General features: G+C 73.5%; 15 protein-coding genes. 6 read left to right on the plus strand and 9 right to left on the minus strand.

Annotated features, from left to right (window positions below):
* Positions 1–596 precede the first annotated feature (596 nt).
* The 5 genes from ACIPYS_RS05425 (at position 597) to ACIPYS_RS05445 (ending at position 12,511) form a co-directional block, all read left to right on the plus strand.
* Positions 597–6,782 carry an acyltransferase domain-containing protein gene (locus ACIPYS_RS05425; protein WP_400743407.1) on the plus strand — a complete coding sequence of 2,062 codons (6,186 nt, stop codon included), beginning with the start codon at positions 597–599 and terminating at the stop codon, positions 6,780–6,782.
* The gene (locus ACIPYS_RS05430; RefSeq protein ID WP_400743410.1) at positions 6,779–8,623 is read left to right on the plus strand and encodes an amino acid adenylation domain-containing protein; all 1,845 of its coding nucleotides are present in this window, start codon (positions 6,779–6,781) and stop codon (positions 8,621–8,623) included. The genes ACIPYS_RS05425 and ACIPYS_RS05430 overlap by 4 nt, the downstream gene beginning before the upstream one ends.
* A 98-nt stretch (positions 8,624–8,721) precedes the next feature.
* On the plus strand, positions 8,722–10,506 hold the full coding sequence (locus tag ACIPYS_RS05435) for a beta-ketoacyl synthase N-terminal-like domain-containing protein (protein ID WP_400743413.1): 1,785 nt from the start codon (positions 8,722–8,724) through the stop codon (positions 10,504–10,506).
* Between the two features lie 2 nt (positions 10,507–10,508).
* Complete coding sequence (locus ACIPYS_RS05440; RefSeq protein WP_093863339.1) at positions 10,509–11,771, plus strand: cytochrome P450; 1,263 nt, start codon at positions 10,509–10,511, stop codon at positions 11,769–11,771.
* A gap of 20 nt (positions 11,772–11,791) precedes the next feature.
* On the plus strand, positions 11,792–12,511 hold the full coding sequence (locus ACIPYS_RS05445; RefSeq protein ID WP_231978017.1) for a formyltransferase family protein: 720 nt from the start codon (positions 11,792–11,794) through the stop codon (positions 12,509–12,511).
* A gap of 198 nt (positions 12,512–12,709) precedes the next feature.
* On the opposite strand, the gene ACIPYS_RS05450 is transcribed toward ACIPYS_RS05445, so the two are convergent.
* From ACIPYS_RS05450 to ACIPYS_RS05490, 9 genes are all read right to left on the minus strand, one after another.
* Positions 12,710–14,611, minus strand: coding sequence for a hypothetical protein (locus ACIPYS_RS05450; protein ID WP_400743418.1), 1,902 nt, complete (start codon positions 14,609–14,611; stop codon positions 12,710–12,712).
* Between the two features lie 55 nt (positions 14,612–14,666).
* A complete protein-coding gene (locus ACIPYS_RS05455; protein ID WP_400743421.1) occupies positions 14,667–15,698 on the minus strand; it encodes an LLM class flavin-dependent oxidoreductase in 1,032 nt (343 codons plus the stop codon).
* Positions 15,699–15,710: 12 nt separating this feature from the next.
* Entirely contained in the window at positions 15,711–16,457 is a 747-nt protein-coding gene (locus ACIPYS_RS05460; protein ID WP_093863335.1) for a class I SAM-dependent methyltransferase, read from the minus strand.
* Between the two features lie 82 nt (positions 16,458–16,539).
* Entirely contained in the window at positions 16,540–17,457 is a 918-nt protein-coding gene (locus tag ACIPYS_RS05465) for a 3-oxoacyl-[acyl-carrier-protein] synthase III C-terminal domain-containing protein (RefSeq protein ID WP_093863334.1), read from the minus strand.
* 113 nt (positions 17,458–17,570) lie between these two features.
* Entirely contained in the window at positions 17,571–18,836 is a 1,266-nt protein-coding gene (locus ACIPYS_RS05470; RefSeq protein WP_400743426.1) for a cytochrome P450, read from the minus strand.
* Entirely contained in the window at positions 18,833–20,137 is a 1,305-nt protein-coding gene (locus ACIPYS_RS05475; protein WP_231978016.1) for a PLP-dependent aminotransferase family protein, read from the minus strand. Before ACIPYS_RS05475 ends, ACIPYS_RS05470 begins: the two co-directional genes overlap by 4 nt.
* Positions 20,138–20,237: 100 nt before the next feature.
* A complete protein-coding gene (gene dpgB / locus ACIPYS_RS05480) occupies positions 20,238–20,954 on the minus strand; it encodes an enoyl-CoA-hydratase DpgB (protein WP_400743430.1) in 717 nt (238 codons plus the stop codon).
* Positions 20,955–20,974: 20 nt separating this feature from the next.
* On the minus strand, positions 20,975–22,168 hold the full coding sequence (dpgA, locus tag ACIPYS_RS05485) for a 3,5-dihydroxyphenylacetyl-CoA synthase DpgA (protein WP_400743433.1): 1,194 nt from the start codon (positions 22,166–22,168) through the stop codon (positions 20,975–20,977).
* Positions 22,169–22,408: 240 nt separating this feature from the next.
* Complete coding sequence (locus tag ACIPYS_RS05490) at positions 22,409–23,569, minus strand: glycine amidinotransferase (RefSeq protein WP_400743436.1); 1,161 nt, start codon at positions 23,567–23,569, stop codon at positions 22,409–22,411.
* A gap of 546 nt (positions 23,570–24,115) precedes the next feature.
* Between ACIPYS_RS05490 and ACIPYS_RS05495 the strand changes: the two genes are divergently transcribed.
* Entirely contained in the window at positions 24,116–25,159 is a 1,044-nt protein-coding gene (locus ACIPYS_RS05495) for a methyltransferase (protein ID WP_400743439.1), read from the plus strand.

Here is a 25,159-nt window from a genome sequence, read left to right on the forward strand (position 1 = left end):
CGGCGTCGTGGCGGGCGGCCGTCCGGGCGGGGCCGCGCTGCACCGAGGACTGCGGGAAACGCCCTGGCCAGACGCCGTGAACGTGGTCGGACGGTACGTCGAAGGTCTCAACTGCCATGGGGCCAGCTTGCATTGCCCGATCAACGGCTGTCCAGCCCACTTGTACACGGATGGTACCCGAGCGTAACGCCCGGCTCCAGGAGATCGAATCGGACACTTTGTCGATCAAATCTCGCCACCACGACGACGGACACGCGTTGTACGCAATCCTGTAGCCGGTGCACTCCTCGCGTCTCACGGCGGACGAGGAGACCGTCGGCCCGTCGTAGGCCGCTGATGTGCGATCCATCGAGCAATCTCGCAAACGCCTCGGATGCCCGGGCTGCGCGGCCCGGCCGCGCGCTCCGGCGCTTTCGGGCCGTTCTTCTTGCCACGGGAGGAGCAGCGTTGCCCGGTCACGGAGTCATCCATGTCATGCCCATGATGATCTTACGGGCCGCCGGCCGCTCCTTGCCCCGCCGGCGCTGACGCTCCGCCCGGCCGCAGTACGCCGGCCGCCCCCGCCACCCCCACCCCGCCCTGCCGAGGGAGTCGCCATGCCTCAAGAGCGCGCAGCGCGAGACCTGTCCAGCGTCACCGATTTCCTGCTTTCCCGGTTCGCCGAGCTGCTGAACGTGCCCGCGCACACCGTCGACCGCCGTGCCCCGATGCACCGGTACGGTCTGGAGTCCGCGCAGTCGGTGGTCCTCGCCGCCGCGCTCTCCGAGTTCCTCGGCCGGCGCGTCCCGGCCACCATGATGTGGCAGTACCCGACCGTCGACGGACTGGCCCGCGCGCTGGTCGAGGGCCCGCAGGAGGCCGGGGCCGCCGCCGCGCCCGCCCCCGGCCGACGGGCCGCGCCGAACGAGCCGGTCGCCGTCGTCGGCATCGGCTGCCGCTTCCCCGGCGGCGCCGACCCGGCCGGGTTCTGGCAGCTGCTGGTGGAGGGCGGCGACGCCGTCGGACCGGTGCCGGCCGCGCGCCGGGCCCTGCTGAACGACCGGGTGCGCTGGGGCGGGTTCATCGACGACATCGACCGGTTCGATCCGCTGTTCTTCGGCATCTCGCCCCGCGAGGCCGTCCAGATGGACCCGCAGCAGCGGCTGGTCCTGGAGCTGTGCTGGGAGGCGCTGGAGGACGCGGGGATCGCGCCGCACAGCCTGGTCGGCAGCGACACCGGCGTGTTCATGGCCTCCTGCTGGGGCGACTACGCCGCACTGGCGCACTACCGCGGCCCCGATGCCCAGATCACCCCGCACACCGCGACCGGCATGCACGACGGCATCATCGCCAACCGGGTGTCCTACATCCTCGGCCTCCAGGGCCCGAGCATGGCCATCGACGCCGCCTGCGCCGGCTCGCTGGTCTCGGTGCACGTGGGCTGCCAGTCGATCCAACTGGGCGAGAGCGACCTGGTGCTGGCCGGCGGCGTGAACCTGAGCTTCGTCTCCGACTACTACACCGCCATGGACGCGATGGGGGCGCTCGCCCCGGACGGCCGCTGCAAGTCCTTCGACGCGCGCGCCAACGGCTACGTCCGCGGCGAGGGCGCCGGGGTCGTGGTGCTGGCCCCGCTGAGCGTGGCGCTGGAGCGCGAACTCCCGGTGTACTGCCTGATCAAGGGCAGTTCCTCCAACAACGACGGTCTGAGCAACGGCATGACCGCACCGAACCCGCAGGCGCAGGAGAAGATGCTCCGCACCGCGTACCGGCGGGCCGGCATCGACCCGCACCTCGTGGACTACATCGAGGCGCACGGCTCGGCGACGCCGCTCGGCGACCCGATCGAGGCCAACGCCATCGGCGCCGTCCTGGGCGGCGCCGACCGCGCGCAGCCGCTCCGGCTCGGCTCGGTGAAGTCCAACGTCGGGCACCTGGAGGCGGCGGCCGGCATCGTCGGCCTGGTCAAGCTGGCGATGTCGATGCGCAACGGGGTGCTGCCCCCGAGCCTGCACTACAGCGCGCCGAACCCGCAGATCCTGTTCGACGAGTACAACCTCACCGTCCAGGACCGGCTGACGCCCTGGCCGCGGTACTCCGACGCCCGCCGGGGCGGTGTCAGCTCGTTCGGTTTCGGTGGCGCGATCTGCCACGTCGCGGTCGAGGAACTGCCGCGCCCCGAAGCCTCGTTGCTGCTGCTGGCCGCGGATTCCCGGGAGGAGCTGGCCGAGCGGGCGCACGCCCTGCGGGACGGGACCGACCTGCGCGAGCTCTGCCGCCGCGCCCCGGGCGAGGGCCCGTTCCGGCTCGCGGCGGCCGCCCGCGACATGTCCGAACTCCGCTCCCAGCTGGACGCCTTCGCGAACGACGCGCCCGCCGCCGGGCTGAGTGCCGGGGAAGCGGCCGGGCGGCGGCCGCGGGTGGCGTTCCTGTTCTCCGGGAACGGCTCGCAGTGGGTCGGCATGGGCCGCCAACTCCTGGCCGGAATGCCGGTGTTCCGGCGGTCGATGATGCGCTCCGACCGCCGAATGCGGGAGCTGGTCGGCCTCTCCCCGGTGGAGCATCTGCTCTCCGCCGACGGCCGGCTGGACGACATGGACGTCTTCCAGCCGCTGCTGTTCTCGCTCCAGGTCGCACTGGCCGAGACCTGGCGCTCGCTGGGCGTGGAGCCGGACGTCGTGCTCGGCCAGAGCGTCGGCGAGTTCGCCGCCTCGTACGTCGCCGGCGCCCTGGACTACGACGACGCCTCCCTGCTGGCCGCCCACCACGGGCGGCTGCTCCAGCAGCTGGCGGTGGGCCGGGGCGAGGGCATCGTGGTGATGGCGCCGGCCGACGAGGTGCGGCCCTACCTGACCGGCGGACTCACCCTCTCCGGGCAGAACGGCCTCAACTCCACCCTGGTGACCGGCACTCCGCAGGAGATCGACGAACTCGTCCGGCGGCTCACCGAGGCCGACGTCACCAACCACCGGGTGCGGATGGGGCACGCCCCGCACTCGCCGCTGGTCGACCACGTCCTGGACCCGCTGAAGGCGGAACTCGCCGGCATCCGGCCCCGCACCGCCCGGATCCCGATGATCTCGACGGTCACCGGCGAGCACGTCGACGGGGCGGAGCTCGGACCGGAGTACTGGGCGGCCAACCTCCGCCAGGAGATCCTGGTGGTGGACGCGCTGCTGGAGCTGCGCGAGCACCGGGTCGACGCGGTGGTCGAACTCGGCCCGCACCCCCTGCTGCTGAAGTCGGCGTCCGAGATCCTGCCCGCGACCACGCTGCCCTCGATGCGCCGGGGTGCCGACGAGGCCGCCACCCTGCTCGGCTCGCTCGGCGCCCTGTTCACCGCCGGACTCCCGGTCGCGGCCCACCCGTTCCTCGCCGGTGACCGCGGGCGGCACGTCGCGCCCGGCCGGGGCGGGGCCGGGTCCACCGGCACGGCCCCGGCGGACGGCGACCCGTACCTCGTCACCGTCTCCGCCAGGACGGCCGGCGCGCTGACCGACACCTGCCGCGAACTCTCCAGCCACGTCGAGCGGAACACCGCCCTGCGGGTCTCCGACCTCGCCTACACCCTGGCCGCCCGGCGCAGCCACCACAACCACCGGATCGCGCTGCTCGCCCGCTCCCGCCAGGACGTCCTGGACGGACTCGCCCGGGTCGCCGCCGGACAGCCGCACCCCGGGCTCGTCACCGGCACCGTGTCCGGCGGCGCCGACCGCCGGGTGGCGCTGGTGTTCTCCGGCGGGGGCACCCAGTGGGTCGGCATGGGCCGCGAACTGCTGCGCTCCCACGCCGGGTTCCGCACCTGGATGCGGGCCTGCGACGACGCCGTGCGCGCGGCCGGCGGCGCCTCGGTGCTCGACCTGCTGGCCGCCCCGGCCGAGTCGGCCAGGTACGAGGAGATGGACTTCCAGCAGCCGGTGCTGTTCGCCCTCCAGGTCTCACTGGCGCAGGTCTGGCTCGGGCTCGGCATCCGGCCGGCGGCCGTGGTCGGGCACAGCCTGGGCGAGGTCGCCGCCGCCTGCGTCTCCGGCGCGCTGTCGCTGGAGGACGCCGCCCGGGTGGTGGTCGCCCGCTCCCACCTGCTGGAGCGCGAGGCCGCCGCCGGAGCGATGATCTCGGTCGACCTGCCGGAGGCGGAACTGCTGCCCCGGCTCGCACCGTACGCCGCGCACGCGGCGATCGCCGTGGTCAACAGCCCCACCAGCGCGGCGGTCTCCGGCTCGCCCGGGGCCGTGGACGCGCTGGAGGCGGAGCTGAAGCGGGACGGCGTCTCGGTGCGCCGGATCCGGGTCGAACGGCCGGTGCACAGCCCCGGCATGGACCCGCTGATCGCGCCGCTGCGGGCCCGCATCGACGGCATCACCCCGCTGACCCCCCAACTCGACTTCCACTCGACGGCCCTGGCGGGCGCGGTGAACCCGGTCGCCGACGTCGACTACTGGGTCCACAACCTGCGCAACCAGGTCCGGTTCGCCGAGACGATCGGCGCTCTGGTCGACCGGGGGATCGGCACCTTCGTCGAGATCGGACCGCACGAGACGCTGCGCGGCGCGGTCGAGGAGATCGCGCTGACCCGGGGCGCCCGGGTGCACGCGGTCAACTCCCTGCGGCGCGAGGAGAGCGACCTCCGCTGCCTGCTGGACGCCGTCGCCTCACTGTACGTCCGGGGTGTCCCGCTGACCTTCGACCCGCTGTTCGCCGACGACGTCGAGGTGGTGGAGACGCCGCTCGTCCAGTGGCAGAAGGACCGGTACTGGATCGACACCGAGGCCCACCTCGCGCCCGCGTCGCTCCCGGGCGTCGGCCCGTCCTCGACGGTGGGCGCGAGCACGAGCACGAACGCCGCGCTGAACGCCGCCCCGAACGCCGTTCCGAACGCCACCCGGAGCGCGGCGGAGGCCGGGACGGCGGCACCGGCCGCGGCACCGGCAGCGGCGGCGGCACCCGCGGCCCGGGCGGTGGACGAACTCGTGCTGGCCGAGCTGGCCGACGCGCTGGGCGTGCCGGTGAGCCGGTTCGACGCGGACGCCGGACTGCGGGACTTCGGCCTCGACTCGATGCTGGCGATCCGCCTGGTCAACCGGATGCAGTCGCTGTTCGGGCACCGGGTGTCGCCGGTGGTCTTCCTGGACGGACGCTCGATCGCCGAGGTGGTCGCCCACTTCGTCGGGATCGTCGGCGGCACGCCCGCACCCGTACCGGCGCCCGCGCCCGCGGTCGCCCCCGCACCGGCCGCCGCCGCACCAGCCCAGGCGCCCGTACCCGGGGCCGAGCCCGCGCCCGTACCCGCGCCCGCGGCCGCCGCGGCACCGGCCCCCGAGCCGTCCTTCCTCGACAGCCTGTCCGAACTCGACGCCGAGGAGCTGGTGGAGGAACTCGACGCCCGCGGCCTGCTGGAGGCCACCGACGCGCCGGCCCTGGAGCAGCTGCGCGCCGACGGCCTCGGCCTCACCCTCGCACCGGCCTCGCACGGCCAGGCCTCGCTGTGGTTCATGCAGATGGTCGCGCCGGACGCCGTGCCCTACAACTTCATGGTCACCGCCCGGATCCGCACCGCGGTCGACGAAGCGGTGCTGGAGCGCGCGGTCCGGGCCGTCCTGGACCGCCACCCCGCCCTGCGCACCCTGTTCGTGGAAGCGGGCGGCAGCCCGTACCAGGTCGTCCTGGACGAGCCGGTGTACGAGTTCGTGGTGGCGGACACCTCCGGACTGGACGACGAGCAGGCCCGCGAGGAGCTGGCCCGGCACGGGCACCGGCCGCTGGACCTGGACTACGGGCCGCTGGTGCGGGTCGTCCTGCTGCGGCGCGGCCCGGCGGACCACTACCTGCTGGTGCTGGTCCACCACATCGCCTCGGACGCGGCCTCGGCGGACGTCATGATCCGCGAGATCCAGGAGTTCTACCAGGGCGCCGACCCGGCCGGCCGGGCCCCCGCAGCCCCGTACACGGAGTTCGTCGCCCGGGAGCGGCAGTGGCTGGCCGGTCCGGCCGCGGACGCCGCCCTCGACTGGTGGTCGGCGAAGCTGGCCGACCCGCCGGCCCGGCTGGACTTCTCCGACAAGGAGCGCCCGCCGGGCGTCACCTACGAGGGCCGCGACCTCGCCTTCCGCTGGAGTGCCGAAGAGACCCGACGGCTGCGGGAGTTCGCGCTGCGCGAGGGCGTGTCGGTCAGCACGGTCGTGCTGGCCGGGTTCTTCGCCACCATCAACCGGGCGACCGGGACGGAGGACTCGGTGCTGGCCACGGCCATCGCCCAGCGCTCCGAGCCCGGTTGGGAGTCCGCGGTCGGCTACTACCTCAACACGGTACTGGTCCGGGCGAACCCCTCCGCCGGTCGCAGCTTCCGCGAACTCCTGGGCGAGGTGCACGCGTTCTCGCTCGGCCTGCTGGAGCACATGAACTACCCCCTGGACCTGCTGGCGGCCCAGCTCAAGCCGCCGCGCCTGGAGGGCCGCTCCCCGTGGTTCGACGTGGTGGTCAACTGGCTCTCCTCGGACGCGTTCCCGCGCTCGGTGAAGCTCTTCCACGGCGTCGGCGACACGCTCGCCCCGGACAGCGCGCTCCCGCTCGAACCGCTCCAGGTGCGCAGGCACCTCGCCAAGTTCGACCTGGAGATCTCGATGGCCGACATCGACGGCGAGGTGGCCGGCCACGTCCAGTTCAAACCGAGCTACCTGGAAAGGCGGACCGTGACAGACCTGCTCGCGCTGTACCGCACTGTGCTCTTCGACTCGATCGATCGACCCGACCTGGCGCTCGGCGACCTCGCGCCGGGCGGCCTCCCGGAGGAGACGGACCGGTGACCGAAACCCTGCACTCCGAGTTTGTCGCGCAAGCGGCCAAGAACCCCGACGCGATCGCCGTCCACTCCGATGCCGGAGCGCTGACCTACCGGGAACTCGACCGGCGTTCCCAGGCGCTGGCCGAGCGCCTGGTGGCCGACGGTGCCGGCCCCGGCGTCCCGGTCGGCATCTGCGTCGAGCGCACCCCCGACCTGCTGGTGGCGATCCTGGCGGTACTGCGGTCCGGGTCCTGCTACCTGCCACTGGACCCGAACTACCCGGCCGAGCGGCTGGCGTTCATGGTCCGGGACAGCGGCACCCGGCTGCTGCTGACCACCCCCGCCTCCCGGGCCGGCTGCCCGGCCGGGCCGACCGTGGTGGTGCTCGGCGAGAGCGTCACCACCGAGCCCGGTGAGGCGCCCACGGCCGTCGTGCCCGGGGACACCGCGTACATCATCTACACCTCCGGCTCCACCGGCACCCCCAAGGGCGTGGCCGTCCGGCACGCGGGCTGCGTGGCGATGCTCGCCGAGATGGACCGGATCCTGGAGGGCTGCGACCTCAGCGGTGTCGCGGCGGCCAGTTCGGTCTGCTTCGACATGTCGGTGATGGAGATCTTCAACGCGCTCTGCCGGGGCGGCTCCCTCGTCCTGGTCCAGAGCGCCGTGCACCTGGCGGAGAGCCGGCACGCCGACCGGATCACCCATCTGAACATGGTCCCGTCGGTCATGAACGGGCTGCTCGACGCGGGGGCGCTGCCGCCGAACGTGCGCTCGGTCGTGTTCGGCGGCGAGGCGCTGCGGCGCAAGCTGGTGGACCGGACGTACCGGGAGACCGGCGTCGAGCGGGTGTTCAACGCCTACGGCCCCACCGAGGGGACGGTGTTCTGCTCGTTCGGGCCGGTGCCCGCCGGGGGGACGGACGAGCCGACCATCGGCCCGCCGACGACCACGGCCCGGGTGTACGTGCTGGACGAGGAGCTGCGGCGGGTCCCGGCCGGGGAGGCGGGCGAGCTGTTCCTCGGCGGCGTCGGCCTCGCGCACGGCTACGTCAACCGGCCGCGCACGACGGCCGAGCGCTTCCTGCCGGACCCGTTCCTGGACGGCGAACGGATCTACCGCACCGGGGACCTGGTCAGGTTCACCGAGGACGGCGAGCTGCGCTTCCTCGGCCGGACCGACCACCAGGTCAAGCTGCGCGGCTACCGGATCGAGCTGGAGGAGGTCGAGGCCCGGCTGACCGGCTGCCCCGAGGTCCGCGAGGCCGCCGTCGTCGTCCGGGGCAACCGGCTGGTCGGCTACGTCGTGCCCGCCGGGGACGTCGCGGAGGCGGACGCGGCCGCCCCGGCCGGTCCCCGGCTGGACGCCGCGCTCCAGAGCGCCGTCACCGCCCGTCTCGCCGCCGGCCTCCCCGACTACATGGTGCCCGCCGCGGTCGTGGTCCTGCCCGCCCTGCCGCTGGGTCCCGGCGGGAAGCTCGACCGCGGCGCGCTCCCCGAGCCGCCCGCGCCGACCACCGGCGCCGACGGCCCGCGGACGGCGCCGAGCACGCCGACCGAGACCGCCCTCGCGGAGATCTGGGGCGAGCTGCTCGACCTCGACCCGGCGGGCATCGACGTGCAGGCAGCCTTCTACGACCTGGGCGGGGACTCGCTGCTGCTGGTCCGGCTGGCCCGGCTGATGACCCGGCGGTTCGACCGCCGGGTGCGGGTGCCCGACCTGTTCAGCTTCCGCGACATCGCCTCCCTCGGGCGCTGGCTCGACGACGACAGCGGTGCCACCCCCGAGGTGGTCCAGTCGGCCCGGCAGCGTGCCGACGCCCGCCGGGCCGCGCTGCGCGGCCGGGGCAGCACCGGCCGCTGAACGAGTACTTCGACCGGACCGGCACCGCACCCGCCACCGCACCGTCCACCGCACCGCCCGCCGAGTCACCACCCTCGACCGAAGCAGGAGCGTTCCCCATGACCGACAGCCCGGAGCAGGACTACGACCCGGGCGACGTGGCCATCATCGGCATGTCGCTGCGGGCCCCCGGCGCCCGTACCAAGGAGGAGTTCTGGGACAACCTCGTCCACGGCCGGGAGTCCGTCTCCTTCCTGGCCAAGGACGACATCCACGTCGACGAGACCCTGATCCACAGCCCGTTCTACGTCCGGGCCTGCGGCGTGCTCGACACCTACGACCAGTTCGACCCGTCGGTGTTCGGCATCAGCGACCGGATGGCCGCCGCGATGACCCCGGAGAACCGCCTGTACCTGGAGAGCGCCTGGGAGGCGCTGGAGGACGGCGGCTACGACCCGGACCGGCTCACCGCCGAGATCGGCATGTACGGCGCCAACAACCCGCAGACCGCCGCGCTCTACAGCTCCCCGCCGGACCGGGTCTCGGTCGGCCCGGAGGCGATCGAGGCCAGCCTGGCGTGGTCGCCGGACACCATGACCTCCAACGCGCTGTACTACATGGGGCTCACCGGCGAGGCCGTCACGGTCGCCGCGGTCTGCGCCGGCTTCCACTACGCGGTGCACCTGGCCTGCCAGTCGCTGCTGCTCGGCCAGACGGACATGGCCATCGCCGGCGGCTCGATGGTCCGGCTGCCGCACCCCCGCGGCCACCTGTGGGAGGAGAACCGGGTCCTGTCCCGGGACGGCCACTGCCGCCCCTTCGACGCCAACGGCACCGGCACCGCGCTGTCCAGCGGTGTCGTCACTCTCCTGCTGAAGCCGCTGGGCCGGGCCGTCGCCGACCGCGACCACGTGTACGCGGTGGTCAAGGGCTCGGCGGTCAACAACAACGGGGTCAGCGCGATGGCGTACGGCCTGGCCCAGCCCGAGCGGCTGAGCGCCTGCATCGCCAACGCGATGCAGGTCGGCGGCGTCGACCCGGAGACGGTGTCGATGTACGAGGCCAACGGCCTGGGCCTGCCGATGACCGACGAGCTGGAGGTGCACGCGGCGGGCATGGCCTTCGGCAAGCAGACCGGGACCACCTCGATCGGCGGCGTCAAGGGCAACGTCGGCCACGGCGGCGTGGTGTCGGGCGGCTTCGGCGCGATGAAGGCCGCACTGGCGCTGTACCACCGGACGCTCCCCGCCACCATCAACCTGACCGAGGTCAACCCGGACCTCGACTTCCCCAGCACCCCGTTCGTGCCGCAGCTGGAGACGGCCGCCTGGGACCCGGAGGCCGGCATCCGCCGCGCCGGCATCACCTCGATCGGCGGTGGCGGCTACAACGCCCACCTGCTGCTGGAGGAGGCCCCCGACGCCGCCCCGCGCGAGCCCGAACCGGCCGGCCGGCCCCGGCTGGCCACCCTCTCCGCCCTGGACGACGAAGCGCTCGCCGACCAGCGCGCACGGCTGCTGGCCCGCCTGGAGGCCGACCCGGAACTCCGGCTGGACGACGTCTGCTTCAGCCTCAACCTCGGCCGCAAGGTGATGGCCCGCCGCTGGGCCGCCGTGGTGCGCAGCCGCGAGGAACTGATCGCGGCACTGTCCGGGGAGGCCGCCGGGACGACGGTCACCTCGACGGCCGCCGCCCCGCCGTCCGACCCGGGCGCGTTCGGCCGCACCGACCACGGCCTGGTGCCGGCCGGCGGCGACGCGCGGGCGCTGGCCGCGCTGGCCGACGCCTGGGTGGGAGGCAGCCAGGTGGACTTCGACGCCCTGCACCGGGGGCAGTCCGGGCGCCGGGTGCCGCTGCCCACCTACCCGTTCCGGCCCCGCCGGTTCTGGCGCACGGACTGGTGAGCATGAGTGCCTCCCCCACCGTCCCGGCCGCGGACGCCCCGGCCGCCCTGGACCTCGGCGACCCGGCGACCTTCGCCGACCGCCGCGCCGACCTCGACGGGTACTGGCGCGGACTTCGCGACCACGCGCCGCTGCACTGGAACCCGCCGGCCGACGGCCGGCGCGGGTTCTGGGTGCTGTCCCGCCACGAGGACATCATCGCCACCTACCGCGACAACGTGAACTTCACCTCGGAGCGCGGCAATGTGCTCGTCACCCTGCTGGAGGGCGGCGACGCGGCGGCCGGCCGGATGCTGGCCGTCACCGACGGGCACCGGCACCACGAGCTGCGCAAGATCCTGCAACGGGTGCTCTCGCCGCGGGTGCTCGACGAGGTCGCGCGGACGGTCCGGACCAACACCCGGGTGTGGATCCGGGAGGCGGTCGAGGCCGGCGGCTGCGAGTTCGCCGAGGAGATTGCGAGCCGGATCCCGATGACCACCATCTCCAGCCTGCTCGGGGTGCCCGAGGAGGACCGGGACTACCTGCTGAGCCTGACGAAGGCGGCGCTCTCCGCGGAAGGCGAGGACGTCGACGAGGTCGACTCCGAGATGGCCCGCAACGAGATCCTGATGTACTTCATGGACGTCGTCGAGGAGCGTCGTGAGTCGCCCGGCGAGGACGTGATCAGCATGCTGGTCGCGAGCTCGATCGACGGGGTGCCGCTGTCCGACGAGGACGTGGTGCTCAACTGCTACAGCCTGATCATCGGGGGCGACGAGACCAGCCGGCTGACGATGATCGACTGCCTCCACACCCTGGCCGCCCGGCCCGACGAGTGGCGGCGGTTCAAGGACGGCGAGGTCGCGGTCGGGACGGCGGTGGACGAGGTGCTGCGCTGGGCCTCGCCCACCATGCACTTCGGGCGCAGCGTGGTGCGGGAGACCGAGGTGCACGGCGTCCGGCTGCGGCCGGGCGAGATCGTCACCCTCTGGCACGCCTCCGGCAACCGGGACGAGCGGGTCTTCGACCGGCCCGGGGTGTTCGACCTCGGCCGCGCGCCGAACCGGCACATGGCCTTCGGCTACGGTCCGCACTTCTGTGTCGGCTCGTACCTGGCCAAGGTGGAGATCGCCGAACTGCTCAATGCCCTGAGGGACTTCAGCACCGGCTTCGAGCAGACCGAGGAGGCGCGGCGGATCCGGTCGAACTTCCTGACCGGGTTCTCCACGATGCCGGTGCGGTTCACCCCCGACCCCTCCGGACTGAAGGCCGCCGAGGGCTGAGGCCGGCCACCATCCGATCAGTGAGCGCAGGAGTACGGATGAACATCTACATGTCAGGACAGGGGGCGTTCGCGGTCCAGGTCGCGGAGGCCCTGAGGGACGAGGGACACAAGATCGTCGGCGCGGCCGCGCCCCGGCTCCGCAAGGGGAAGTCCGACGAGGGCGACGCGATGTCCTGGGACCGGCTGCGCTCCTGGGCGTACCACCGGGACGTCCCGTGGACGGATTCGGCGGAACTGCGGGCGATGCACGTCCCGGACGGGGTGGACATCATCCTCGCCGCGCACTCGCACGCCTTCCTCGGCCGGCGGACCAGGGCCAGGGCGGCGGTCGCGACCATCGGTTACCACCCGAGCCTGCTGCCGCTGCACCGGGGCCGGGACGCGATCCGGTGGACGGTCCGGGACGGCGACAAGGTGACCGGGGGCAGCGTCTACCACCTCACCGAGCGCACCGACGGCGGGCCGCTCGCCGCCCAGGAACACCTGCTGGTGCCGCCGGGTTCGACCCCGCAGTCCCTGTGGCGGGACCATCTGGCGCCGCTCGGGGTGCGGCTGCTGCTGAAGGTGGTCGCCGACCTCGCCGCGAACCGGCGGATCGAGGTGCCCCAGGACGAGAGGCTGGCGACCTGGGAGCCCGCGATGGACGCGCCGCCGCTGTTCAAGCCCGAACTCATCGCCCTGCCGGGCACCGACACGGTCCGGGTCGAGAGCGGCCGGTGGGCCCTGCACGACCGCTGAGGCGGCGGCACGGCCGGGCGGCGGGCCCCCCCCCCCCCCGGGGGGGGGGGCGCCGGGGCCGGGGGGCCCGGCCCCCCCGGGGGGGGGGCGGCCGGGGGGGGGGGGGCCCCCCCCCCCCGGGGGGGGGGGGGCCCGCCGGGACCGGGGCCGGGACCGGGGCCGGCGGCGGGCCCTGTGACCGAGACCTCCCGGATCCGGTCAGGGCGCGTGGCCGGGCGTCCGCCGGACCAGCGCCCCGGCGACGGCCCGCAGGGTGTGCGCGGTGGCGAAGTGCGGGAGTCGCAGGCCCTCGAGACCGCGGCGGCGCAGGGTCTCGACCACGGCGGGGGCGAGGATCGCGCGGCCGCCGGCCTCCGCGTAGGTGAGGGCCAGGTTGACCGCCCCGAAGCCGTGGGTCTCCTGGAGGGCCGCGACGAGTTCGCGCTCGGGCTCGGTGGCCGGACCGAGCACCGGGGTGCCGTCGCCCGGCCGCCACTCCGCGCCGGCCGCCAGGTCGGGCAGGCCGGGGCCGGTGGCCCGGCTCGCGCTGCCCCCGGCGAGGCGGTACCGGTGGGGCGCGATCAGGTCGCCCTCCAGGTGGAGCCGGGAGAGCACGTACTCGTGCACGTCGAACAGGCAGGACGACCCGTCGAGCGACACCCGGGCCACGATGTCCCCGTCCTCCTCGGCCGCCTCGGCGGCGAGCACCCCGGGGCAGCCGGCGATCACCCCGGCGACGGTGTCGAGGTGGACCCACGTCCCCCGCACCAGCCGCGCCTCGGTGTCCCGGGCGAAGTCCGGCGGGAGCAGCGTGCGGGCGGCGGACAGCGGGGCGTCCGGCCGCTCGGCGACCAGCCGGACGAACGCGGGCAGCAGTTCGGCCATGCGGTGGACGACGCCGGCCGGGAGCATCACCGCGTCGACGTCGAAGTCGACGGAGACCGTGGTGCCGTCGACGTAGATCCAGGTGGCGTAGCTCCAGGGCTCCTCGCCGGAGCGCCACTCGTCGGTGCGGGAGACTCCGGTCTCCGGGACGGAGGGGCTCCCGGCCGGCTCCGGGGTGTCCGGCTCGGACGGGCCCTGGTAGTTGAAGTAGAGGCCTCGGACGGAGCCGATGCCGCGCTCCTTCTCCAGCCGCAGGCGGGCGTCCTGGTCCCGGAGGCCCAGCCGCAGTTCCTCGGTGTACGCGCGGAGGAACCCGGCCGCGACGGCGGTCAGGGACTCCGCCAGCGTCCGGTCCTCGTCGAGGTCCACCATGACCTCCATCGCCTTGGCGACCAGGTCGACGCTGTCGTCGCTGGGCAGCCGCAGGCCGATCGCGTTGACGACCATGATCCGGGGGATGCCCGAGTAGCGGGAGATCAGCCAGCCGACGGCGTGCATCAGGACCATGGCCCGGGACACCCGGTGGGTCCGGCAGACCCGGTCCAGCAGCGGCAGGAACCCCTCGTAGCGCACCGCGGACATCAGGAACCGCGGCTCCGGGGTCTCCTCCTTCACGGTGGCCGGCACCAGCAGCCTGGGCGCCAGCTCCCTGGGGTCCCGGCTGCGCGCCGGCCGGCCCTCCGGGGTCCGCGGGGTCCGGCGCTCCCCGGCCGCCCGGTCGAGCGGGTGGGTGATCCGCAGGGCTCCGCCGGGCTCCTCGCCGCAGAGGGCCAGGAACTGTTCCCGGAGGTTCCGCACCCCGGATCCGTCGAGCAGGATGTGCTCGAACACCAGGCTGAGCACCCGCACCTCGTCGTCCTCGACGAACAGCCGCACCGACCACGGCGGCCGGGTGTACATCGAGCCGCCGACGAGCGGGTGGATCCCGCCCTCGTCGGTGTACTCCGCCAGGGTGTCCAGCCCGGCGACGGTCAGCGGCAGGCGGAACCCCTCGGCGGCGAAGACCAGTTGGTACGGCAGGTGGTCCGGTCCGAGCCCGAACCCGGTCCTGAGCACCTCGTGCCGCTCGACCAGTGCCGTCAGCGCCGCCGTCGCCGCCGCGACGGACACCCCCGCCGGGAGGTCCCAGCGCTTGGACCAGGCGTTGTCGATGTCCCCCTTCTCCCGCCAGTAGAGCCGCAGCCACCAGCGTTCCTGCTGTTCGGTGAGCGGACCGCTCCGTACGACAAGACTCAACTTCTCCACCCCTCCGTGCATCGACAGTCGGACACGGCCGGTCGGCCGTCGAGCTCTAGCCCCCGGACGCCCGCCGGGCCGCGAGGAGTGCCCGGTTGATGTCTTCGTGGTCGTCCTCGTAGCTGCCGTTGAGCAGAACGTGCCCGACCCCCGCGCGCAGGTACTCCGCGAGCCGGGAGCCGACGTCGTCGTGGCTGCCGACCAGGAACGGCGCGCTGGCGTGGCCGCTGCGGAAGGCTCCCAGCCAGTACGTGTCCGGCGCCGCGTCGGCGGCCGCGGCGGCCTCGGCCACGGCGTCGACGGCCAGCTGACGCGACCAGGAGTTCTGCGAGACGGTCTTGAGCAGCGTCTCCTGCCGCCCCCGCCAGGTCTCGGGGAACCGTTCCCGGGCCGTCGCCCAGGCGTCCTCCCGGTCCGGCCCGGCGACGATGCCGATCCGGATCCCGAGCTCGCCGGTGTAGCCGCCGGCCAGCAGCGGTTTCAGGAAGGTCTCCTCCCACTCCGGGTAGCGGGCGGGGTGGGTGACCACCACGTCGGCGACGTCCCTGGCCACTGCGATGCTGGCCGGGGAGGAGCCGGCGACGAACAGCTTGCACTGCGAGAGGACTTCGGGCCGGGGCTCCAGCCGGAACCCGCGGTAGGTGTAGAAGCGGCCCTCGGTGTCGACCTCCTCGCCGCGCAGCAGTGCGCGCAGCACCGTCCCGTACTCGCGCATCCGCTCGTACCGCTCGTCGTGGCCGAGTCGGTCGCCGGTGCGGCGCAGTTCGTCGTCCCGGGCGCCGGCGACCAGGTTGAAGTGCAGCGGGCGCCCGTACAGGGTCGCGTACGCCGCGGCCATCGCGGCGGCGGTGTGGGGCGGCACCGAGGAGGGCTGGACGGCGACGAGCGGGACGAGGGTGTCGGTCGCGGCGCCGAGCTGGCCGGCGATCAGCCAGGGGTCGACCTCGTGGAGGTTGTGCGGGACGAGGATGCCCGACCAGCCCGCGCGCTCGCAGGACGCTCCGGCCTCCCGCAGCCGGGAGAGGTAGTCCTGCTCGAACTCACGCTGCTGGCTTGCCGATTCCGGGGTCACGGAGTAGACGTGCACGGTGGTCCTCCGTCAGTCGATGGCGAGTACGCCGGTCGGGTCGTTGCTGTTCCCCTGCGGGCGCAGGTCCTCCGGGTCCACGTAGTCGCGGATCCGGCGGATCAGCGTGGTGCTGTTCTGGCCGAACCGGTGCGGCTCGCGGAGGTTGGTGATCTCCAGCCGGCCGCCGTCCCGGCCCCTGAGGGATTCGAGGTAGCGCAGCACCGCCCGCCCCTGCGGGTAGGTCATCAGGTAGTGCGCGGCGAACACGCCGCCGGCCGGGTTGACCAGTTCCCAGTACTCGCGGACGAAGGCGAGGGTGTCCCAGGTGTCGATCCAGGCGAAGTCGATCAGACCGAAGGCGTCCCTGACCTTGTCGGCCGAACCCCGCAGGTCGCCCTCGACGACCTCGCAGACGCCGGTGAGGTCCAGTCGGTCCAGGACGTCGAGGGCCCTGGGGGCGGAGGACGAGGTGTCGGTCATCCGGTCGATGCAGATCAGCCTGGGCTCGTACGGCTCGTCGTAGTACGGGGCGTGGGCGAGCGGCTGGAGCTCGGCGGACCCGGGGGTGCCGAGCAGGGCGCGTTCGGCCTCGAAGGCCTCCTTGTTGTCCTTGAGCGCCCTGGCCAGGTAGGGGGTGGTGTACCCCATGCCGACCTCCAGGACGTGCTGCGGCCGCAGCGTGCGGATGAGCCAGTAGAGCAGCGGGGCGGTGGAGTCGGTCCCCATCTCGGGGACCTCCAGGGACTTCACCGTCGAGACGAACGCGTCGTCGATCATGAGACACCTGCCGGGTGCGGCCCCGGGGCGGGGCACGTGGTGGATGGGCCTTCGGACTTCGGTGCGGCCGGCCGCGCCCGCGTCATCGACACGGGGCCGGGCCGTCGTCGTGCGTGTACTCGACCGCCAGGGCCGACCAGGAGTACGGTCCGCCGGTCGCGAGCAGGAGGCGGTCCCCGGGATCGAGCGCGCCCGCGGCGGCCAGCCGGTGCAGGGTGATCAGGAGGTCCGCCGAGAAGCAGTGCCCGAGTTCGGTGACGGGCCCGAGCAGGAGCCTGTCGGGGGGCATCCGCATGGCCGCGAGCAGGAACTTCTGGGCGGCCGGGCGGTAGTTGGGCAGGATCGCGTACCGGAACGGGGCGCCGGTCCGCCCGAGGCCGGCGAGCAGGGCGGTGACGGTCTCGGAGGCCAGCCGGACGGTCGAGAGCAGCCCCTGTCCGGCGGGGTCCGCGTCGGCCGGACGGACGGCGGTGCGGCTGCCGGCGGCCTCCACCCGGAGCCGGGGGCCGGCCGGCTCCGGTCCGCGGGAGAGCAGGCACGCGGCGGCCCCGTCGCTGAACACGGACAGGCCGCTCGCCATGATCCGGTCCCGGCCCTCCGCCCGGTCGGCGAGCAGCAGCAGGACGCGCTCGGCCCGGCCGGAGGCCAGGGCGTCGGATGCCACCCGGACGGCGGGGACCAGGTTGCCGCAGTCCTGCCCGGACAGGGCGAGGTGCTCGACGTCGTTGAGGCCGAGCCGGTCCAGGATCCGGGCCAGCGAGCCGGTGGTGTCCGGGTCGTTCTCGCTGACGTAGAGCACGAGGTCGGGCCGGGCTGCGGTGGCGAGGGTCCGCTCGGCGGCGCCGGCCGCGAGGTCCCAGATCTCGCGGCGGCTCTCCCGGAAGTGGACGATCTCGGTGACCAGCGGGGAGATGTCCGCGGTCGTGGTCCCGGCCAGGTCGGAGACCGGGCGGATGTCGCCGCACTCGTATCCGATGGCCGAGATGGTGGTGCCGTGCATGGTTCCCTCTCACTCGTCGTGGGCCGGGGCGGTCGGGTCGGTGCGGGGCTGGGTCGGTGCGGGGCGGGCCCGGGGGCGGGGGCAGGACCTGCTGCGGGCGTGGGGCGTCGGGCTCACCAGGTGACCGGGAGCCGGTGCACCCCGTAGAAGCCCATGTCGGTGGCGAGCGGGACCTCCTCCGGCGGCACCGCCAGGGCCAGGCCGGGGAAGCGCCGGAAGAGGGCGGGGAAGGCGACCCGCATCTCGGTCCGCGCCAGGTTCCGGCCCAGGCACTGGTGGATCCCGTGGCCGAAGGCCAGATGGCCCGTGGTCCGCCGGGAGAGGTCCAGCCGGTCGGGGTCGGCGAACCGCGCCGGGTCCCGGTTGGCCGCCGACAGCGACACCGTCACCGACTCCCCCGCCCTGAGCAGCCGCCCCCCGAGCTCGAGGTCCTCCAGCGGAGTGCGCGGGACCCCGAAGTGGAAGATCGTCAGATAGCGCAGCAGTTCCTCCACCGCGTTGTCGGCGAGCGCCGGATCGTTCTTCAGCGCGGCCAGTTGCCCGGGGTGCGACAGCAGGGCGAAGGTCCCGAGGGCGAGCGAGCTCGCGGTCGTCCCGTGTCCGGCGGTGAGCAGCAGGACACCGGCGCCGGCGATCTCCTCGGTGCTCAGGGTGCCGTCCCGGACGAGCATGCTCAGCACGTCGTCGCCGGGCCGGGCCCGCCTGCTCCGGGTGAGTTCCCGCAGGAACCCGTCCAGGCGCTCCATCGCCAGGGCGGCTTCCCCGGCGGAGGCGTCCAGGCTGAACAGCAGGGCGCTGTCGTGCTGGAAGGCGGCCCGCTCCCGGTAGGGCACACCGAGGAGTTCGCAGATCGCCAGCGAGGTCACCGGCAGCGCGAACCGCTCGACCAGGTCCGCCGGTGGCGCCGAGTCGGCCGTCGCGGTGAGGTGTTCGTCGACGAGCTGTTCGATCCGCGGCCGCAGGGCCTTCATCCGGTGGGCGGTGAAGGTGGCGGCCAGCGGCCGGCGGACCCGGGTGTGGGCGGGTGGGTCCATGTCGACCATCCAGCCGGGCAGTGCCGGGGCGCCGAAGAAGGGCTCGGCGCCGGGCCGGGCCACGGGAGCCCGTTTGAGCTCGGAGCCGGCGCTGAACCTCGGGTCCGCCAGCACGCTCCGCGCCAGGGCGTGGCCGGTCACCAGCCAGCCGGTGTGGCCGTCCGGGTAGGCGAGCGGGCGGATCGGCTCCCCGCCGCGGTGGTCGGCCAGTCCGGTCGGCGGGTCGAAGGGGTTGGGCCGTTCCGTGGGCAGCGGGGCCGGCAGCGGGGCGGGGCACGGGGACGGCCGGGCGGGGCACGGGGACGGCCGGACCGGGAGCGCGGACGGCTCGGACGGGTGCGTCATCGGACCTCCTTCCGGAGGAACCCGGCGAGCCGCGCGACCCCGGTCTCGATCTGCCCGGGGTCGAGGTAGCTGCAGGAGAGCCGCAGCCGGTGGTCGCCCCCGGAGCCGAGGTGGAACGGCGCCATCGGCGTCCACAGCACGCCGTACTCGGCCGCCGACCGCTCCAGCAGGGCGGTGTCGGCGGGCACCGGCAGCGTCATCCGCACGAAGAACCCGCCCTCGGGCCGGTTCCAGCTGATCCCGTCGGGCAGGCCGTCGGCCGCGTGGCGGTCCAGCTCCTCGGCGAGGTGGCCGAGGTTCCGCCGGTAGAGCTCCGACTTGCGCCGGCTGAGCGCCATCAGCGAGCCGCCGTGCTCCAGCAGCATGCCACCGATCACGGCCTGGCAGACCGGGGAGGTGTTGACGGTCACCATGCTCTTGGCGGCCGCGAGTTCGTCGGCCAGCAGGGTCGCGGGTCCGCCCGGGCGGACGACCTCCTGGTCCGCGACCACGTAGCCGACCCGGGCGCCGGGGAAGCAGACCTTGGCGAAGGTCCCCAGGTGCACCACGCGCCGGTTCCGGTCCAGGGCCTTGAGCAAGGGCAGCTCCGCCCCGGGCGCCGCGGTGAAGCCGTAGGCGTTGTCCTCCAGCACCAGGAAGTCCTCGAGCTCGGCGAGTTCGAGCAGGCGGTGGCGGACCTCCAGCGGCATCCGGCCGCCGCCCGGGTTGGCGAAGTCGGGCGCGACGTAGCACGCGCGGACCCGCCGGCCGGTGCCGCGGGCGGTCCGGCAGCGCGCCGCCAGGGCGTCGAGGTCGAGCCCGAGCGGGGTCTCCTCGACCCCGACCAGGTCGATGTCGAGCAGCCGGGCGGCCCCCCTGATGCCGACGAAGCAGGGGTCGGCGACGGCGAGCACGTCCCCACGGGAGCCGAACAGGGTGCGCAGCGTCAGGAACATGGCCTCCTGGGCGCCGACGGTCACCACCACCGCCGCCTCCGGCACGTCGACGGCGTGGTCCCGGCGCAGCGCCCCGGCGACGAGGTCCCCGATCAGCCCGCGGCTCGGCCCGTACTCCAGCAGCAGCCGGCGCGCCCGGTCCGGGGTGTGGCCCCGGTCCCGGACGAGGTGGTCGAGGAAGCGGTCGAGGTAGCGCCCGGGTTCGAGGTCGGGCAGCAGGTCCGGGTGGGGGGCGCCCGGCGCGAAGGAGACGGCGTCCGGGTAGCGGGCCATGATCTCGTTGAGGAAGCCGATCGAGCCGAGTACGGGTTCCGCCAGCGAGGCGTGCAGCGAGGTGGCGTCCAGGCGGACCGGGCGGGGGTTCACCGGCGGGCCGAGGAGCGCTGCTGCCGGGCCGGGGTGCGCTGCCGACGGGCCCCGGCCGGGAGGTGCCGGCCGCGGTCCCGGGCCGCCAGGGCCGGAGCCGTCACCGGGGGCTCCCCGGTGTCCCCGGGGCCGCGGCGGCCAGCCGGCGCAGCTCGCGGTCGCAGGCGGCCAGGTGGGCGCCCAGGGCTTCGTCGTAGTCGGCCGAGCCGGCCTCCAGCAGGAGCCGGCGGCGGACGGCCAGTTCCCGGTCCGAGATCCGCCCCATCAGCACGGTCGCGGTGTGCACCGCCTCCGCGACGTCCTCGCTGAGCTGGTCGATCAGGCCGAGTTCCAGCGCCCGGTCGACCGAGATGTCGTTGCCCCACATGACGATCTGCCGGGCCCTGGCGACCCCGAGGTGCTGGACCAGCCGGTAGAGCGACATGCCGGGCCAGAAGTGGCCGTCGTTGACGGGCACCATCAGCAGCAGGTCCGGTGCGCCGATCCGGAAGTCCGCGGCCAGCAGGAGGTCCAGGGCGGGGCCGCCGCAGGCGCCGTGCGCGGCGGCGATGGTCATCGCGGCCAGGCGCTCGAACCGGCGCACGGCCCGTTCCCAGCGGTTGACCTGCCGAACGTCGACGGCGCCGGGCCAGGCCCTGGAGCCGGCCGGGGTGACGTCGAGCCGCAGCACCACGACGGACCGCTCGGGCCGGTTCTCCACCTCGTCGCAGACGGCGTTCACCGCCGCGGTCAGGTCGGCCAGCGGCCGGGATCCGTCGATCCTCACCTCGGGGCCGAGTCCGTCGGGCAGCGGGGTCGGGTCGAGGTTCGCGTGCATCGTGACCGCCATTCCTTCCGTCACCAGCCCACCAGGGCCAGTTCGATGGTTGCTCCGGGCCCCATGGTCATCAGGACCCCGAAGTCGCCGGGTTCGGCGCAGGCCTCGGCGGCGAGCCGCCGGTAGGAGAACAGAAAGGATCCGCTCGAGAGATTGCCGTGGTCGCGCAGGACCCCGGTGGTGTGCCGGACGTCCCTGCGGGTGAGGCCGAGATTCACCCGGACCGAATCCACGACCTTCTTCCCGCCGGAATGGATCACCCAGTGGGAGATGTCGGAGCGGTTCAGTCCCGTTCCTTCGAGGAGGCGGTCGAGCGAGGGTTCCGCGTGCGCCCCCACCACGTAGGGGATGTCCGGGTCCAGGTAGAAGCTGAACTTCCCCCGTTCGTCGTCCCAGTCGTAGCGCATCGCGGCGGAGGCCTCGGGGACGATGCAGCTGGAGAAGCGCAGCAGCGCCGGGCCGGCGGGCGTGCCGGCGGGGCCGGTGGCGGCGGGAGCGGCGGCACCGGTAGCGGCAACGGCACCGGTGGCGGTGGCGGTGGCGGTGGCGGTGGCGGTGGGCGGTGCGACCACGGCGGCCGCGGCCGAGCCGTCCCCGAAGAGGCTGTTGACCACCGCCGAGCGCATGGTGCCGTCCATCACGTACGCCGCCGAGCACGCCTCGATGCAGACCAGCAGGGCCAGCTCGCCGGGGTGGGCGGCGGCCCAGGAGGCCACCGAGGTCAGGCCGTTGAGGCCCGCGTTGCAGCCCATGCCCACCACGTCCAGCCGGGCGCAGTGCCGGTCGATGCCGAGTTCCTTGATCAGCAGCGCGGAGAAGCCCGGGGTGAGGAGACCGGTCGAGGTGACGCAGCACAGGTAGCGCACGTCGGCGAGGGTCGCGCCGGCCGCGCGGAGGCAGTCCTCGACCGCCCGCCGGCCCAGGGCCACGCCGCTCGTGACGTGTTTCGCCAGCAGCTGGCCCTGGGTCTCGACGGGCATCGAGCCGTCCGGCAGCGGCGGCGGGAGGGTGAGCGCGCGGCGCTCGATGGCGCTGTTCAGGAAGATCGACCGCACCCGCGGGTCGGTGATGCCGAAGAGGTCGAGCAGTTCTCGCTGCGAGTAGGAGGTGGCGGGCACCGAGGTGCCGACCCCCACGATCGCGGGCGATGTCGCCCGGGATTCCGCGGACAAGGATCCCGGGCGGTTCCGGACACTCCGGTCGGCCACTTTCATCGTCGTCTCCTCCGGACTCTTCCTCGGTCGTTTCTTCGGTGTCGCCCGGGCCGGATCCGGCCGGGCCGGAGGAGTGCTCGGGGACGTTCGGGAACGGGAACACGGCGGACGGCGGGAACACCCGGAGCCCACGGGCCCGGGAGCCCACGGCCGGGAGGACCCGCGACCGGTCCCCCGCCGCGGCCCGGTCCACCGCCCCGACCGGTCCACCGCCCCGACCGGTCCGCCGCCCCGACCGCGTCAGTCGAGGTAGTCCTCCGACCCGCCCTCGCGGACCGTGTCCAGCGTGAAGCAGTGGAAGCCGCCGCCGAAGAGCCGCCGGTGGCGGTGGCGCACCGGCACCACGGTGAAGCCGTGCCGTTCGAGGGTGCGCCCGAGCTCCGGGCAGGCCTCGTTGACCAGGACGGTGTCCGGGGCGACGGAGAGCACGTTCAGGTCGATGAACGGGCTGGTCAGGATCAGGTCGTCGTCGTCGTACTGCGGGAAGTTGTTGCCCTCGGCCGGCGGCGGGACGATCAGGTCCCACTTCCGGAGCGCCTCGGGCAGCTTCTCGGCCACCTGCTCGGACCGGACCAGCAGGGTTCCGGGCCGCAACGCCAGCACCATGCTGTCGATGTGACTGTCGCTCAGCCGGTGCACCCGGTGGATCCGGAACCGGCCCTCCAGGTGGCGCTCCAGCCAGTCGCAGGCCATCGCGTGGTTGGCGGTGGAGATGTTGACGACGAGGTCGCGGCCGAGCCGCAGGCACTGCGCGCCGTCGAACATCATCTCGAAGCCGACGTCGTACGGGGAGGGTTGCGGCTCCGCGATCGGCTCGGTGGGTCCGCCGACCGTACTGGTGCGCGCGTAGTCGAGGTCGAAGGAGGCGTCCGTCATCAGCGGGCGGGGCATGACGGTCCAGCGGGCGCCCCGCCGGAAGTAGTCGTTGAAGATCCCGGTGAGGAACTGGGTCTCGAAGTACCGGGACCGGATCATCGGCGGTGTCTCGATGATCTCGTCGCCGAGGATCAGGGTGTTGTCGCGGACGTTGAGGGGCGGCACCACCGAGGCCGTCCAGGCCGGCGTCTCGACCCTGGCGGTCGCGGCGTCGACGCTCATCGGCCGGTGGACCGTCACGGAGAGCGATTCGAGCGCCTCGACGATGCCGTGCAGGTCCTCGTTCAGCTCGTCCACATAACGCTGCTTGATCGATTTCCGGCCGGATCCGGCACTCGGCCGGCCGTCGGCGGCGGCCGTCAGCCGGGGGTAGTACCACTCCGAGCGCGAGGAGTTGTCCTTGGCGATGTTGTCGTGGAAGAACAGGTCGAAGGACAGCTCGCGTTCGTGCGAGGTGTAGTTCTCCGCCGAACCGACGATCACCTCCTTGAGCGGTGACCATTCGTCGAAGCTGTTCAGCTGCATCGCGGGCTCCTCCAGTGGTGGTTCCGTCGGCACGTGAACGGTCCGGGAACCAGGGTGATCACGGGGTGCGGAAGGCCGTTCGTCGCTCACGGCCAGGGGGGGCGGAATCGCGCCGGAACCGGGACGCCCGGACCTCCCGGACCGATGTCCGGTGGCCTGAGGGATCGTCACATGTGCTTCGGGGGGGCGCTGCGTCGCACACCATCACTTCATCCCGCCCGACCGCGCGTCAAGACCCCGACACCGAAAGGGGCTTCGTGACCTGCGGGATGATTCACCCATAAGCCCACACAGTCGTCCGCGCCGAGCTTCTTGATCCCGAGGGCTCGCCCAGCGGTGCAATGTGACGTACCATCTGCTGGGCACCGGGATGTCCACCGGGCCGGTCCTGGCCGTGGATCCCCGGACCGGCGGCCCCGCGAGGATCGTTCCGCTCGGGTCGCCCGCATTCCCCCGGGCGTTCCCGGGTTCTCCGCCTTTTGCGTTCCGAGTTGTCGCGCTTCGGGAAGTCCTCCACCGACGGTCCAGAAGGGAATGCTCGTCCAGATGAGCAACGTGCACGAAGGTGATCCGGTCTACGAGCGCTTCCGGTTCCTGGTGAACGCGCCCGCGCTCTTCAACGCCGTGACGACAGCCGTCGAACTCGGCGTCTTCCGCTACCTCGGGGAACACGACCGGGCCTCGTTCGAACAGCTCCACGCCGTCACCGGCGTCCCCGCCCACCAGCTCCGGGTACTCCTCCAAGGCGTCTGCTCGACCGGCCTCCTGACCAGGACCGACGGCCTGTACGCCAACTCCGCGGTGGCCGGTGACCTGCTGGCGACGGACGCGCCGGACAGTTGGTCCCACATCCTGGTGGGCTGGAAGGAGGTCTACTACCCGGCCTTCTCGCACCTGACCCGGGCGCTGCGCGCCGGCACCAACACGGCGCTCGCCGACCACCCCGGCGACGAACCCACGCTCTACCAGCGCCTGTCCCGCAACCCCGGACTGGAGGCGGTGTTCCACCGGGCGATGAGCGCCTTCACCCTGCGCAGCCTCGACGCCCTGGTCGAACGCGACGAGTTCGCCGCGGTGAAGCACCTGCTCGACATCGGCGGCGGCGACGGCACCACCTCCGCCGAGTTCGCCCGGCGCCGCCCCGGACTGCGGGCCACCGTCTTCGACATGCCCAGCGTGTCGCGGCTCGCCGGCGACGGCGCGGCCGCCGAACTCGCCGACCGGGTGGAGCTGCACCCCGGCGACATCTTCGAGGACGCGTTCCCGTCCGGTGCCGACGCCGTGCTCTTCAGCCACGTCCTGGAGATCTTCGCCGAGGAGCAGATCCTCGCCCTGCTGACCAAGGCGTACGACGCCCTGCCCCCCGGCGGCCAGGTCTTCGTCTACGGCTTCAACGTGTCCGACGACGAGACCGAGGGCATCTTCTCCGCCCGGCTGGGCCTCTACTTCAACGTGCTCGCCAGCGGCCGCGGCATGGCCTACCCGGCCAAGGACTACGAGGAGTGGCTGCGCCGGGTGGGCTTCACCGAGGTGCGCACCGTCACCGGACTCCCCTACGAGCACGGCCTCACCCTCGGCACGAAGGCTTAG

The organism is Kitasatospora sp. NPDC089913 (assembly GCF_044748625.1).
Taxonomy (GTDB): Bacteria; Actinomycetota; Actinomycetes; order Streptomycetales; family Streptomycetaceae; genus Kitasatospora.

Excerpts from the sequence above, each read along its gene's own strand:
- ACIPYS_RS05465 (WP_093863334.1), bottom strand. The coding sequence starts at position 17,457 with ATGCACGGCACCACCATCTCGGCCATCGGATACGAGTGCGGCGACATC.
- ACIPYS_RS05490 (WP_400743436.1), bottom strand. The coding sequence starts at position 23,569 with ATGCAGCTGAACAGCTTCGACGAATGGTCACCGCTCAAGGAGGTGATC.
- ACIPYS_RS05425 (WP_400743407.1), top strand. The coding sequence starts at position 597 with ATGCCTCAAGAGCGCGCAGCGCGAGACCTGTCCAGCGTCACCGATTTC.
- dpgB (WP_400743430.1), bottom strand. The coding sequence starts at position 20,954 with ATGCACGCGAACCTCGACCCGACCCCGCTGCCCGACGGACTCGGCCCC.
- ACIPYS_RS05435 (WP_400743413.1), top strand. The coding sequence starts at position 8,722 with ATGACCGACAGCCCGGAGCAGGACTACGACCCGGGCGACGTGGCCATC.
- ACIPYS_RS05440 (WP_093863339.1), top strand. The coding sequence starts at position 10,509 with ATGAGTGCCTCCCCCACCGTCCCGGCCGCGGACGCCCCGGCCGCCCTG.
- dpgA (WP_400743433.1), bottom strand. The coding sequence starts at position 22,168 with ATGAAAGTGGCCGACCGGAGTGTCCGGAACCGCCCGGGATCCTTGTCC.
- ACIPYS_RS05470 (WP_400743426.1), bottom strand. The coding sequence starts at position 18,836 with ATGACGCACCCGTCCGAGCCGTCCGCGCTCCCGGTCCGGCCGTCCCCG.
- ACIPYS_RS05495 (WP_400743439.1), top strand. The coding sequence starts at position 24,116 with ATGAGCAACGTGCACGAAGGTGATCCGGTCTACGAGCGCTTCCGGTTC.
- ACIPYS_RS05460 (WP_093863335.1), bottom strand. The coding sequence starts at position 16,457 with ATGATCGACGACGCGTTCGTCTCGACGGTGAAGTCCCTGGAGGTCCCC.